7 protein-coding genes are annotated in these 14,444 nt (G+C 71.9%); 3 read left to right on the top strand and 4 right to left on the bottom strand.

From position 1 onward, the window contains the following. Positions 1-715: glycine-rich domain-containing protein (locus OOT46_RS27210; RefSeq protein ID WP_265406769.1), on the bottom strand; the 715-nt coding region annotated here is incomplete at its 3' end. 89 nt (positions 716-804) lie between these two features. Continuing rightward, complete coding sequence (locus tag OOT46_RS27215) at positions 805-4,215, bottom strand: EAL domain-containing protein (protein WP_265406770.1); 3,411 nt, start codon at positions 4,213-4,215, stop codon at positions 805-807. A 352-nt stretch (positions 4,216-4,567) separates the two neighbouring features. Here OOT46_RS27215 and OOT46_RS30825 point away from each other — a divergent pair, with 352 nt between their 5' ends. From OOT46_RS30825 to OOT46_RS27240, 3 genes are all read left to right on the top strand, one after another. Further along, positions 4,568-7,153, top strand: a complete 2,586-nt coding sequence (locus OOT46_RS30825; RefSeq protein WP_322114301.1) for a PAS domain S-box protein — start codon at positions 4,568-4,570, stop codon at positions 7,151-7,153. A gap of 55 nt (positions 7,154-7,208) precedes the next feature. Further along, on the top strand, positions 7,209-7,847 hold the full coding sequence (locus OOT46_RS27235) for a response regulator transcription factor (RefSeq protein ID WP_265406771.1): 639 nt from the start codon (positions 7,209-7,211) through the stop codon (positions 7,845-7,847). A 91-nt stretch (positions 7,848-7,938) separates the two neighbouring features. Further along, complete coding sequence (locus OOT46_RS27240) at positions 7,939-8,433, top strand: hypothetical protein (protein ID WP_265406772.1); 495 nt, start codon at positions 7,939-7,941, stop codon at positions 8,431-8,433. A gap of 19 nt (positions 8,434-8,452) precedes the next feature. On the opposite strand, the gene OOT46_RS27245 is transcribed toward OOT46_RS27240, so the two are convergent. After that, positions 8,453-11,659 (bottom strand): EAL domain-containing protein, encoded by a 3,207-nt coding sequence (locus OOT46_RS27245; protein ID WP_265406773.1) that lies wholly within the window; start codon positions 11,657-11,659, stop codon positions 8,453-8,455. 63 nt (positions 11,660-11,722) lie between these two features. Beyond that, positions 11,723-14,437, bottom strand: coding sequence for an EAL domain-containing protein (locus OOT46_RS27250; RefSeq protein ID WP_265406774.1), 2,715 nt, complete (start codon positions 14,435-14,437; stop codon positions 11,723-11,725). Positions 14,438-14,444: the final 7 nt, after the last annotated feature.

Here is a 14,444-nt window from a genome sequence, read left to right on the forward strand (position 1 = left end):
GAGCGACAGCGGCAGCCACATCGGCCTTCTTCGGCTCACGGAAGCAATAGGCAGCGTCGGCCTTCTTCGGCTCACGGAAGCAATAGGCAGCGTCGGCCTTCTTCGGCTCGCGGAAGCAATAGGCAGCATCGGCCTTCTTCGGCTCACGGAAGCAATAGGCAGCGTCGGCCTTCTTCGGCTCACGGAAGCAATAGGCAGCGTCGGCCTTCTTCGGCTCGCGGAAGCAATAGGCAGCGTCGGCCTTCTTGGGCTCACGGAAGCAGTAGGCGGCATCGGCCTTCTTGGGCTCACGGAAGCAGTAGGCCGAAGCGTCCATCGGCAGCTCTTCGCCGAACTCGCTGGCATACAGCTCGTTCATCGCGTCGAAGGCCTCGACATGGGCGTCCTGCTCGTTCTCGCCGAGACCGAGGTAGGGATAGTGGTGCACGAACTCGCCGAAAACGCGCATGCAGTCGTCGGCGTACTTGCGCGTGTCGAGGATGTGGGCGTGCCAGAAGTCGTCGATATCGCGGGTCGGCGCGATGGCGCGCTCGGGGTACTTCGCCAGCAGCTTCAGAAAACGCTTGTAGCCGACTTCGATGCGGTCGGCGTGTTCGCGGCTCCAGCCGTAGCCGTCTTCCTTGCAGGTGACCTTGAACTTGATCATCTCCAGGTCCAGTGCGTCGATGCCCGCCAGGACATGCTCGAGCGGGAAACCGGCGTTTTGAACTTCCATGTGTACTCCAGATACAGCTTGAGGGAAAACAGGGGCCCCCTCGGACCCCGGGGAAAAATGAAGGCGGCCTGGTCGGGCCCGGACGGCTCTCAGGCCGCCACCGTCGGTCCCACCAGGTTGCGCAGGTCGCGCGCCAGGAATCGGCCCATCTCCTCGGCGGAAATCGGCTTGCTGATGTAGTAGCCCTGGATCTGGTCGCAGCCCTGGGCGCGCAGGAAGCCGAGCTGCTCGACCGTTTCCACGCCCTCGGCCACGACCTTCATGCGCAGGCGCTGCGCCAGGCCGACGATGCCGGCAGTCAGCGAGGCAGCGTCGAGGTCGTGCGGCAGGTCCTTGATGAAGGAGCGGTCGATCTTCAAGGTGCTCAGCGGGAAGCGCTGGAGGTAGGACAGCGAGGAGTACCCGGTACCGAAGTCGTCGATTGCCAGCGACACGCCCAGCGCCCGCACCTCCTGCAGCAAGGCTGCTGCGCGGGCCGGGTTCTGCATCACACCGCTCTCGGTGATCTCCAGCTCGAGCAGGCTGGCCTCCAGGCCGGTGTCGGCGAGGGTCTGGGCCACCTCCGTCGCCAGGTGCGGCAGGTTGAGCTGGCGCGGCGACAGGTTCACGCTGACCTGCACCGGGAAGCCGGCGTCGCGCCAGGTGCAGGCGTCGTGGCAGGCGGTCTGCAGGGCCCAGCGGCCGAAGCTCTCGATCAGGCCGGTCTCCTCGGCCAGCGGGATGAACTGGGCCGGCGAGATGAAACCCATGGTCGGGTGCTTCCAACGCATCAGGGCTTCCACCCCGGTGATGCAGCGGCGCCGCAGGTCGAGCTTGGGCTGGTAGACCAGCGACAGCTCGCCGCGCTCCAGCGCGCGCCGCAGCCCGCTCTGCAGCTCCAGCTGGGCCTGCCCGTGCGCGTTCATCTGCGCCGAGTAGAAGTGGTAGGTGCTGCGGCCCTTGTCCTTGGCACGGTACATGGCCGTGTCAGCATTCATCAGCAGCGTCTCGACGTCCGCGCCGTCCTCGGGATAGACGCTGATGCCGATGCTCGCGGTGGCCGGCAGCTCGCGCCCGTCAACGACGAAGGGCTCCATGCAGCGGCTCAGCAGCTTGGTGACCGGCGCCACCGCGTCCCCGGCCTGGTTCAGATCCTCCAGCACGATGACGAATTCGTCGCCGCCGAAGCGCGCCACGGTGTCGGTCTCGCGCACGGTCTCGGCCAGGCGCCGCGAGCAGGCGCGCAGCAGCTCGTCGCCGGCAGTGTGGCCGAGGCTGTCGTTGATGTACTTGAAGCGGTCGACGTCGAGGAACAGCACCGCCAGGCGCTTATTGTGGCGCGCCGCGCGCTTGATGGCCTGCGACAGGCGCTCGTGCAGCAGCGGACGGTTCGCCAGCCCGGTGAGCGGGTCGTGGGCGGCCAGGTGGCGCAGCGCCTGCTCGGCCTCCTTGCGCTGCAGGTACTGCCCCAGCTGGGTCGCCACGGACTCGACGAAGGCGAGCATCTCGCGGTCCAGGGGCACCGCGGCACGGCTGAAGAACTCGATCGCGGCAATGGTCTGGCGCGCGATCACCGGCACGACCAGCGCGGTGCGCATGCCGGCGTCGCGGGCGATGCGCTCGCGCTCGTGCCCGGTCCACGCCGGCATGGTGCGCCACGAGGACTCTCCGGAGGCCCAGGCCGTGGCCAGGCCAGTGCCGGTGGGCACGCCGCTCCAGCCGCTCAGCTGGCGCGCGAACTCGACCAGCGCGCTGTCGTCACCGTCGGTCCAGGCCTGCAGGGCCCGCAGCTGGCCGTCATTGGACAAGGTCCAGCAGACCGCGGCGTCCCAGCCCAGCAGCGAGCCGGTGCCGGACAGCAAGTGGTTCACGGCCGACTCGATCTCGCCGTCGGCGGCGAGCTCGCGCGCGATGTCGTGCGCGAGCTGCAGGCGCAGCGCGGCCTTCTTGCGTGAGGTTTCGTCGCGCACCGTGCCGCGCAGGGTCAGCCGGCCGTTCTCCTGCGACTGCTCGAAGTTCGCGTGCACCCAGCGGCGTGTGCCGTCGGCCAGCACCAGCCGGTGCTCGACCTCGGTGGTCGCCGCGTACTCGGCGGCGCGGTCGATCGCGTTGCGGACGCCGTCGCGTTCGTCGGCAGGCACCAGGGCGAGCAGCTGCCCCAACTCGGGTGCCGCAGTGCCTGCGGTGAAGCCGTAGATGCGCCGCGCCTCGCGCGAGCATTCGATGCGGCCGGTCGCGTAGTCCAGCACCCAGCTGCCCACCTTGGCGAGGCCCTGGGCTTCGGCCAGACGACGCTCGCTGGTGCGCAGGCTCTGCGTCATCTGGCGGGCCAGTCCGACGGCGCGGCGCTGCGAACCCATCAGGGACACCAGCACACCGGCAAGCAGCGCGCTGATGGTGATGCCGGTGGCCAGGATGATCCAGGGCAGCGAGCGTTGCAGCGGATCGGCGACATAGCTGCGCGGGGCAGAGACCTCAACCGCCCAGAGGCGCCCACCGAGCGCGAAAACTTCCATCCGGCGCAGCAGCTGCGTATCGCCGGCGTCGGCCGCGGGGGGGGCCGACGCGGCCGCCGGGGCGATGGCGTGAGGATGCTCGGTGTCGAACAGCAGCTTGTCATCGGCGAGCGGCTGCACTGCCCCGCCGGGCACCTCCGGACCGCCGTCGTAGAGGCGCAGGCGCAGGTCGCGGTCCTCCAGGTCCAGCCCCGCGAGCATGGACGCCACGCGCACACCGGCACCCACCGTGCCGAGGAAGGCGGCGCGCCGTTGCTCGACGGTGTCGATCGGCATGCCGGGGCGGTAGACCGGCAGGCGCAGCGCCAGGCCGATGTGGGCGTCCGGGCCGCGGTTCTGGATGGTGCGGCCCGAGGAGCCGAGCTTGCCGCTGTCACGCAAGCGCTCCAGCCCGGCCAGGTGACCCGACACCGCCGCCATGTCCTTGCCCAGCACCTTCTCGTTGCCCTGGAGCGGCTCGACGAAGTGCAGCGGGTGGTAGCCCGAGACGCGCTCGCCGGGCGGGCTGATCTGGAAGCCGGAGCGCAGCGCGGGGTCCAGCAGCGGGTCCTGCCGCACCGCGCTCTCGAAGGCCTGCTTGTCCTCCGGGCGCACGTAGGGCGCGTAGTTGAGCACCTGGAAGCCGGGAAAGTTGTGCTTCAGGTCGAGCGCCTGTGCATAACGGCGGAAGCCGTCGCGTTGCACCTCGCCGGTGTGGAACAGCGCCCGCAGGCCGTGCAGCACCTCGACATAGGCGCCGAAACGCTTCTCCAGTCGCACGGTGGCATCGCTCGCCTCGCTGTCGAAGCGCAGCTGGGCGCTCGCCTCGTTCTCGTTGGCCGCCCAGCGGCTCGCGCCGGCCGACAAGGCGACACCGACGGCGAACACCAGCGCCGGGATCCACCAGGAGCGCAGCGGCACCAGCGCACGCGACGAGGAACGCCGGCCGGCGTGCGCCGACGGGTCTGCCGCCAGCGGCCTGCTGCGCTGCGGCTCGTTCTCGATGTCTAGCTCTGGGATGTTCACTGGCGACTACCTCAAGGACCCGCGGGCTGCAGGGCACTGGAGAAGACCTGCGTCTTCCGTCCGGGCTGCCGGACCGTGCCTGGGGGATGACCCCAGCTCTGGGATGGGAGCGACTGTAAAAATCGCGGCAGGACGGGTCTGTAGGGATTTCTCCAACGCTCTTGTGAGGCAGACGCGGTCCCCGCGGTAGGGGGAAAATGCCAAGGCCGAAGAGGTGTCGATTTCCGGTACTAGTTCGCGCCCGCCCCGCCCGGCGCCGACCCGCGGCTGTCAAGTGCGGGTCGCCTGCGCCGTTTCCCTCGCTGCTCGCCGCCTGCCACGCCGGTTCACCGGCCCCGCCCTCCGCGCCCCGATGAACGACCGCCTGCCTCTCCACTGGAAACTCGCCCTGGTGCCCGTCGCGCTGGCCGCCGTGCTGGTCGCCAGCATGCTCGGCCTGAGTGAGTGGTTGCTGGCGCGGCACTTCGAATCCAGCGCTGGGGCGACGGCCGCACAGAGCGCCCAGGCGCTGTCCGGCCGCCTGGCACGCTCGCTCGACCGCCGGGTCGCCGAGATGCAGCTGCTGGCACGCATTGCCGAAGTCACCGGGAGCGCTGACCTGGGCGTGGAGCTGCGGCGGCTGCACGTCGATGCGCCGGCCTACCTGAGCCTCGCCGTGCTGGACGCATCCGGACGGCTTCGGGCGGGCAGCGGCCGCGGCAGCGACACCCTCTCGCTGGCCCAGGGACCGGTGTTCCGGCAGGCGCAGCGGGACCTGTGGATCGGTCCGCTGACCGGCGCCCCCGGGGACCCGGCCAAGTCGGCGCCCGGCCGCCGCTGGATGGATCTCGGCCTGCCTCTGCACGATGCCCGCGGCGGTTTTGCGGGCGTGCTCGCAGCCCGGCTGGACTGGCACGCCTTCGCCCTGCTGCGCGAGGAATTGCGCGACGCGGCCCTCGGTTCGGCCGGGTTGTCCCTGCTGGTCGGGGACGGGCGCTCGGTGCTGCTGGCGGACCACTACGCGCGCATCGAGCCCGCCTGGCTGCGCGCCACCGGAGCGGCCAGGCCGCAACAGCGCGGCGAACGCGCGTGGCGACGCCTGCGCGACGCCAACGGGCGGCGGCTGATCGTCGCCGCGTCCGCGGTGCCGCCGCGGAGCCAGGCGGGCGTGCTCGGCTGGCAGGTGGTGGCGGTGCAGGACTACGGCTCGGTGATGCAGCCGCTCAAGGACCTGTCGAGCACCGTGCTGTGGGGCGGCGCGCTGGCGGCTGCCGTGTTCGGCGGGCTGGGCTGGTGGCTCTCGCGTCGCATGGCGCGACCCTATGCAGGGCTGCTGGAAGCCGTGGTCGAGCGCTTCCAGCAGGGCGCGCCGCACCGCCAGGCGGGCCTGGCCCACTACCTCGATGCGCTGGCCGAGCAGGTCAAGCTCCTGCCGCTGGCGCCACCGGCGCGCCACAAGAGCGTCGCCGGCGCCACGCCGCAGGACAGCCGCGCGCTGCTGCAGCAGGCCCTCGCGCTGCTCGCGGAGGACGCCTCGCGACTCGAGCTGGTGCTGGACAAGTTGCCGGTCGGTGTGATGCTGGCCGACGCGCAGTTCCATCTGATGTACTGGAACCGCTGCTGCGAAACCACCTTCGCGCTGCCCCCCGAGCAGGCCCTGGGCGGCCCGCTGGTCGGGCTGTTCGGCGATGCCACGGCACGCGCCTTCATCGAGGGGCTGCAGCGCGACCTGCTGCGCGACGGCGAGGCGCTGTCGGCCAGCATGTCCTTCGAGCGGGCCGACCGCCGACAGCTCTGGTGCGACTGGCGGGTCGCACCGCTGCACGATGGCCGGGGCCGCTTCGTCGGCTACCTCGCGGTGGTGCAGGACGTCAGCCCGCGGCGCGAGGCGGAGCTGCGCGGGAGCGAGAGCGAGGCACGCCTGGCCGCGGTCATCGACTCCGCCAGCGACGCCATCGTGAGCGTGGACCTGGACGGCCGCATCGTGCTCTACAACCCCGCGGCGGAACGCATCTTCGGCTATCCCGCCGAGCAGGTGCTGAACCAGCCGCTGGCCCTGCTGCTGCCCCAGCAGCACCGCGACCGCCACCCGGACTACCTGCGCGCCTTCGCCGCCGAAGGCGTCTCGCAGCGCGCGCTCAAGGGGCCCGGCCACATCAGCGGGGTGCGCCGCGACGGGCAACGCCTGGACCTGGAGGCGTCGATCTCGCAGGTGTCGGTGGGCGGCCAGAAGGTGCTGACCGCCATCCTGCGCGATGTGACCGAGCGGCGGCGCGCCGACCGTGCGCTGCTCGACTCGCGTGCCGAGCTGACCGCGTTGACGCAGCGGCTGATGGAGCAGGAGAAAACCACCACCCGCCACCTCGCGCAGGTGCTGCACGACCAGTTGGGCCAGACCCTGACCGCGATCCGCCTGGGTTTCGACACGCTGCCCGCCGCCGAGCCCGCCAGCCCGGCAGCCGCGCGGCAGCAGCGCCTGCACACGCTCATCGACGACGCCATCCACCAGGTACGCCAGGTGCTGACCGAGTTGCGTCCGCCGCTGCTGGAGGAGCAGGGCCTGGCGGCGGCGCTGGACAACGAGATCCGCAGCCGCGAAACGGCGCGGCCGGAGGAACTGGAGATCCTGCTGAGCCTCGACGAGCTGCCGGAGGGACAGCGCTGGCCGGCCGAGGTCGAGTACGCGGTCTTCATGGTCGCCCGCGAGGCGATCGCCAACGCCATCCGCCATGCCGGCGCCTCGGTGCTGCGGGTGGCCCTCGGCGGCGCGCCGGGGCAGCTGCGCCTGGACGTCGAGGACAACGGCTGCGGCCTGCCGGAGCGCTGGAAGACGGGCCGCCCGGGCCACCTCGGCGTGGTCGGCATGCGCGAGCGGGCCGAGGCCATCGGGGCACAGTTCGGCATGGAGACGGTCAACGGCGAGGGCACGACGGTGTGGCTGAGCTGGGCTGCGCGGTGAGCTCGCCGCCCGGCAGCGGCCAGCCGGCAGCCACTGGGCAAGGAGGAAGGATGCGATGAGCGGTCTCTATCTGGTGGACGATCACGCGCTGGTGCGCGAAGGCCTGCGCGCGCTGCTGGAGGCGGCCGGCCACGAGGTGCTCGGCGAGACCGCGGACCCGACCACCGCGGTGGCCGACATTGCGCGGCTGGCGCCCGACGTCGTGCTGCTGGATCTGTCGCTCGGCGAACGCTCCGGCTTCGAGGTGCTGGAGCAGGTGCGCCGGCGTGATCCCTCGGCTCGCCTGCTGGTCCTGACGATGTCGGCCCAGCCCCGCCATGTCGGCGAGGCGATGCGCCTGGGCGCGGCCGGCTATGTGCTCAAGGGCTCGCCGGGTCGCGAGCTGCTGCGCGCCATCGAGCAGGTGGTGCAGGGCCGGCGCCACATCGGGGCGGAGGTCGCGGACCTGGCCGTGCAGGCGCTCACCGGCGGCGCACCCGACCGGCTCGCGAGCCTGTCGCCGCGCGAGCGCCAGATCCTGGTGATGGTGGTCAAGGGCCAGTCCAGCGCCGCCATCGGCACCCGGCTGCACCTCTCGCCCAAAACCGTGGACACCTACCGCAGCCGCCTGATGCAGAAGCTGGGCATCGCCGACGTGCCCGCGCTGGTGCGGCTCGCCATCCGCGAAGGACTGATAGATGCGCATGACGCGTAAAGCGTCACAGGTGTCGAGCTTGCCCGACAGACAGGCGCCCAAGGCCGGCGTAGAGTGCGAGGCATCGATTCCCGGACCAGGTATTTTTCTCGTGCAGCGTTTGCGCCGGCTTCTTCCCTCCTACTCGGTGCGCTCGGCCAGCCGTGGCTGGGTGCCGGTGGTGCTCGCGCTCATGCAGCACCGCGCCGCGCACGTCTTCCTCGAGCGCGGCTGCCGGCGCTTCGAACCGCAGGCCACCGTGATGGCCTGCGACAGCCCCGGTGACCTGCTGCTCAAGAGCAGTGTCTGGGACCCCGACCTGCTGGTGGTCGACCCGCTGGCCTGCGAGGGCGACCTCGCCTCGCTGGTACGGCAGCTGCGCCAGGCGCGCCCGGCCAGCTGCATCGTCGCGCTGGTCGCCGGAGCCGACATCGCGGGGCTGCCGGGCTGCGAGGTGCCGGGACTGGACGCGGCGCTCGCGCCGGCCGAACTCGACGACTGGCTGGCCGAGGGGCTGGCGCGCATGCGCTGCCGCTCGCAGCTCGCCGCCCTCACGCTCGGTCCCTTCTACGACACCACGCGGCCCGCCACGCTGATGCCGGCCTGAGTCCGCCGCGCCGCGGCCCTCAGGCGACGCCCGATCCTCCCGACTGCTGGCGGATCAAGGCCTCGAACTGCGCGGCGCTCATCGGGCGGCCCAGCAGATAGCCCTGCGCTTCGTCGCAGCCGTGCGCACGCAGGAACTCGAGCTGCTCGCGCGTCTCCACGCCCTCGGCCACCAGACCCACCTGGAGGGTGTGCGCCATCGCGATCAGTGCCGCCGCCAGCCGGCTGTCACTGGCCGAAGCCGGTACCGCGTCGAGGAAGGAGCGGTCGATCTTGAACTTGTCGACCGGCAGCTGGCGCAGGTAGGACATGCTGGAATAGCCGACCCCGAAATCGTCGATCGCGATCGCGATGCCGAGCGCGCGCAGCCGCTCCAGCACGGCGGCCGTGGCCAGCGGGTCGCGCACGATGGCGCTTTCGGTGATCTCCAGCTCCAGGCGCTGTGGCGCCAGGCCGCTCGCCTGCAGCGCGCGGTTGACGTCTTCGGCCAGCTGGTCGGTCTGCAGCTGGCGCGGCGACAGGTTGACGGCCACCCGCATCGTGGCGCCGGTCAGGTCCTCCCAGCGGCGCGTCTGGATGCAGGCCTGCTCCAGCACCCAGGTGCCGAGCGGCACGATCAGCCCGGTGTCCTCGGCCAGCGGGATGAAAGCGCCGGGCGGCACCAGGGACCGGTCGTCCCCATGGCGGCGCCAGCGCAGCAGGGCCTCGGCGCCGACCAGCCGGCCGCTGGCGCATTCGTACTGCGGCTGGTAGTAAACACACATCTCGCCGCGCGCCAGCGCCTCGTGCAGGTCGTTTTCCATGCGCAAGCGGTCGGCCGAATCGCGTGTCATGCTCTCGTCGAACAGGCGCAGCGTGTTGCGGCCCGCGGCCTTGGCGTGGTACATCGCGGCGTCGGCCGCGCGCATCAGCCCCACCGCGTCGTCACCCGCTTCGGGATAGGCAGCGATGCCGATGCTGGGTGTCACGCGCAGCTCATAGGGGCCGACCTGCATGGGCTCGCCCAGGGTCGCGATGATCTTGCGCGCCACCAGCTCGCTGTCGGCCTGCTGCGCCACCTTCGGGCACAGCACCACGAACTCGTCGCCGCCCATGCGCGCCACCGTGTCCGAGGCACGCACGGCCGCCCGCAGGCGTTCGGCCACCACCTTCAGGATGGCGTCGCCGACATGGTGGCCGAGCGAATCGTTGATGTTCTTGAAGCGGTCCAGGTCGATGAACATCAGGGCCATCGGGTCGCTCTCGCGCCGCGCCCGCACCAGCGCGGCGCCCAGGCGTTCCTGCAGCAGCGCGCGGTTGGGCAGGCCGGTCAGCGCGTCGTGATGGGCCATGTGGTGGATGTGCTCCTCGGCCCGCTTGCGCTCGGTGATGTCGTAGGCGATGCTCAGGTAGCCCACCGCCTCGCCGCTGTCGTTGACCATGGTGCTCATCACCATCACCACCGGCACCTGCCGCCCGTCCTTGCGCACGCAGGTCCACTCACGCTCGTCGGGGCGGCCGCGCCGCGCACGCGCCACCAGGGCCTCGAAGCCGGGCTCGACCCGCTCGCCCAGCTCGGCACTGAGCTGGGTGGCACGCTGGGCCAGCTCCTGGCGGTCGTGGATCAGCTCGGGCGTGGCGCGCCCCACCAGTTCGTCGGCGCTGTAGCCGAGCAGGGCCTCGGCCGCCGGGTTGATCGCCTGGATGACGCCGCGCAGGTCGGTCGCGACGATGGCGAAGGGCGCGCTGTCGTAGATGCTGCGGCGCAAGGCGTCGAGGCGGCGCCACTGGCGCTGGCTCTCCTCGTAGGCCAGCTCGGAAGCGCGGCGGCCGCTGACGTCCCGCAACATCGCGACAAGCTGACGCTGGCCGTCGAGCTGCACCTCGCTGAGGCCGAGCTCGAGCGGGAACAGGCTGCCGTCGCGGCGCAGCCCAGTCGCCTCCAGCCCGCCCCCGGCGGGCAGCGGCTCGGCGCCGCTGAGCCAGTGGCCCAGGCGCTCGCGCTGCTGGCGGGCGTCGGGCAGGGGCATCAGCATCGTCACGTCCTGGTTCAGCAGCTGGGCCTCGGTGTATCCGAACATGCGCAGCGCGGCCGCGTTCGCACCGGTGAGGCGGCCGCCGGCATCGATCGTCAGGATGCCGTCCACGGTGCTGTCGATCACGGTGCGCAGGCGGGCTTCGCTGTCACGCGCCTGGCCGGTGAGCCGCCCGGCCAGCTCCGCGGCCCGGGTGTAGTGCCCCGAGAAGGTCTGCAGCGCCGCCCACAGCACCAGCGTCGCGACCAGCCCACCCAGCAGCACCGCCGCCGGCAGCGGCTGGCGCAGTGCGTCGACCGGCCGGCGCGTCACCGTCACCTGCCAGATCCGTCCGCCCACGCTGGCCAGGCGCACCCGCTGGTCCCCGGGATGCACCTCGGGCGGCGGCGCCATGCCGCCGGGCCAGGCCTCTGCGGTGTCGAACACCAGCGGCTCGCCGCGGCGCCGCGATGCGGGAGTGCCGTCGCCCAGGTCCACCACACGGACGTGGTGACGCGCCGCGGCGTGGTCGTGCAGGGCATCGTCAAACACCGACCGGCTGCGTACGAGCACCCCCACCTGCCCGGCCAGCGCGGCACGCCGCCCGAGCACGCCGGCAGCGGCCGGCCCCGGCCGGTACACCGGTGCCCACACCGCCAGCAAGGGCCCGGAAGCCCCCGCCGTCGCGAGCGGCTCGGCGACGGCCGGCAGGCCGGTGTCGCGGGCGCGCTCGATGGCGGCCCGCAGCCGGGGCTGTAGCGCCAGGTCGCCGCCGAGGGTGGCCGCGCTGCCAGCGGCCGGCTCGTGGAACAGCACCGGCATCGAGTAGTCGCCGCGCGGCGGCATCAGGTAGGACGCGTACAGCAGCGCCTGCCCCCCCTGATAGCGATCACGCACCCGCAGCGCGCGGACCTGCCCGCTGAACTCGGCAGCGCTGACCGTGCCGCGGGACTGCAACAGCGCCGCGACGCTGGCGGCGAGGTCCACGGGGCGGTCGAGCGCCTGCTGGATCTGGTGCACCCGGCTGCTCACGAGGGCTTCGAAGGCCCGGTCCTCGCGTTCCAGCAGCACCCACGCGGCGTAGTACCAACCGAGCAGGCTCGCGACCAGGCCGACCCCGAGGGCCACATGGGCCAAGCGACGGTAGCGCCGCGGCCAGGCCGCGGCGGGCTGCGCGGGCACCGGCCCGAGGGCTTCGCTCACGCCCGGGTGCTGCTGCGGGACTTCAGCCACAGGACGGTAGATTCGGCGCCGTTCATGGGCCCATGCTACCGGGCGGCGCGCCGTCTTGCTGCTTCAGCCCGCGAGGGGACTCTGCCAGGCGGCCATCGTGGCCTCGAAACGGTCCGCCGGCATGGGCCTGCCGAGCAGGTAGCCCTGCACTTCGTTGCAGCCCTGAGCCTTCAGGAAGGCCAGCTGGTACTCGGTCTCGACCCCCTCGGCGAGGATGCCGACACCCAAACTGCGGGCCATCGCGATGAGGGCGCGCACCAGGCGGCCGTCGCTGTCCTCGTTCTGCAGGCGCGCGATGAAGGAGCGGTCGATCTTGAACTTGTCCACCGGCAGCTCCTGAAGGTAGGCGAGGCTCGAGTAGCCCACCCCGAAGTCGTCGATCGCCACCCCGACGCCCAGCGCCCGCAGGCGCTGCAGCTTGAAGGAGGCCTGCTGGGTGTCGCGCACCACCGCGCTTTCGGTGATCTCCAGTTCCAGCAGCTGCGGCGGCAGCCGGGTGGCCTGCAGGACCGCATCGACCTGCTGCACCAGGTCCGGCACGTCGAGCTGGCGGGGCGACAGGTTGACCGCGACCTTCACCGCGACGCCGGTGCGCTCGCGCCAGCCCAGCGCGGTGCGGCAGGCCTCGTGCAGGGCCCAGTTCCCGATCGGCACGATCAGGCCGGTTTCCTCGGCGAGCGGGATGAAGTCGGCCGGGGACACCAGCTGTCCGCCGCGCTGCCAGCGCACCAGGGCCTCGGCGCCGGCCAGCCGGCCGCCGCCGCACTCGAACTGCGGCTGGTAGTGCAGCACCAGCTCCTCGCGCTCCAGCGCGCGGTGCAGGTCGGCTTCCAGCCGCAGCTGCTCCGCCGAGCTGCCGCGCCGGCCGGGCTGGTAGAGCCGGAAGGTGTTGCGGCCCGAGGCCTTGGCGTCGTACATCGCCGTGTCGGCGTGCCGCATCAGGCTGGCGAGGTCGCTGCCGCCGTCGGGATAGGTCACCCCGCCGATGCTGGGGGTGACACGCAGCTCCTGGTTGCCCGCCGTCAGCGGCGGCTCCAGCGCCTGGAGGATCTTGGTGGCCACGCGCTGGCACTCGGCCTCGCCGGCCGGGTGCGGCAGCAGCACGACAAATTCGTCGCCGCCCATGCGGGCCACGCTGTCGGTGGCCCGCACCGCGGCGAGCAGGCGCTGGGCCACTTCACACAGCACGCGGTCGCCGACATGGTGGCCGAGCGAGTCGTTGATGTTCTTGAAGCGATCCAGATCGATGAAAAGCAACGCCAGGCGCTCCTGCTCACGCCGGGCCCGCACGATCGCCGCACCGAGACGCGCTTCCAGCAGGGCCCGGTTGGGCAGCCCGGTCAGGGTGTCGTGATGCGCCATGTGGCGCATGCGCTCCTCGATGCGGCGCCGCTCCGAGACGTCGCGCAGGATACCGACCCAGCGGTCCTCGCCGCCGGGCGGCAGTTCGTTCAAGGCGATGTCGAGCGGGAAGGACGAGCCGTCGCTGCGCCGGCCGGTCACCTCGCGCACACCGGCACCGGCGGCCAGGACAAAAGCGCCCTCGATGCAATCGGACATGGGGCAGCCCAGCAGGTGCTCCTCCTCGACGCGGAACATGCGCTGCGCGGCATGGTTGGCGCTGCGCACCCGACCCTGGGCGTCCAGCGTCACGATGCCGTCGGCGGTGCTGTCGAACACCGTCTCGAGCCGGGCGGCGCTCTCACGAGCCTCGCGGGCGAGGCGACGCGCCATGTGAGTGGCCCGTTCGTAGCGCAGGCCGAAGCTCATCAGCACGCCGAAGCTCGCCAGCGTGGCGAGCAGCCCGCCGATCAGCAAGGCCAGCGGCGACCCGGCGCGCCAGAACTCGGCCGGTGCGCGCGCGACACTCACCCGCCACAGCCGGCCCGCCACCGGCAGCACCGCCTCCCGCAGGTCGGCGGCCGCGGGCGCGAAGCTGCCCCGGCCGGCCTGGCTGTCGTAAAGCAGCTGCCCCGGGCCGCGCGGGGCGCCCTCGTCGGCGCCGACGTCCTCGACACGGATGCGGTGCGCACCGCCGGGCAAGGCCTCGCGCAGGATGTCTTCGGCCCGGAACACGCCGCTCACCTGCCCCGACCACGCGAGGCGGCGGCTCGCCACGTCGACCAGCGGCAGGCCGCGCCGGTAGACCGGCAGCCGCAGCACGAAACCCATCGCGCCCTGCAGCAGGGGCACCGGCGCGGTGGCCTGCGGTGCGTTGCGGTCGCGCGCGCGCTCGACCACTGGCCGGTGCAGCTCGGCGCCCAGGCTGTCGAAGCCCATCGCCACCTCGTTGCCGGCATAGGGTTCGCAATAGGCCACGCTGAGGTAGCGGGGCCGGCGCCCGGGCGGGTGGATGCGGAAGTCCGGGTAGCCCTGAGGGTGCAGGCTGCGGTCCTGCCGCATGCGCTGCTCGAAACTGGCGCGGTCGGCATCGTCGACCAGCACCGAGTACTGCACCGCCAACACGCCGGGATGGCGCGTGCGCACGCCCATGGCCTCGGCGTGCTGATGGAAGTCCACCCGGGTGGTGCCGGGGTGGGCCTGCACCAGGCTGCGGAAGCTGCTCAACAGCTCGGTGTACTGCGCCACCTGCGAGCCGAGCCGCGCCACCGCCAGCCGGCCCTCGCGCTGCAGCACCGCATCCGACTCGGCCTGCAGCCCGCGCACCGCGTCCAGCCAGGTCCAGACGCTCAGCGCCGCCCCGAGGCACAACACCAGCCAGGCCGAAACCTGGTAGGCATTGCCCCGCTTGGGCAGCGACTGCAGCAACGCCTCCATCCTTGTC

Origin of the sequence: Aquabacterium sp. A7-Y, from assembly GCF_026153205.1 — a bacterium.
Taxonomy (GTDB): Bacteria; Pseudomonadota; Gammaproteobacteria; order Burkholderiales; family Burkholderiaceae_C; genus Caldimonas.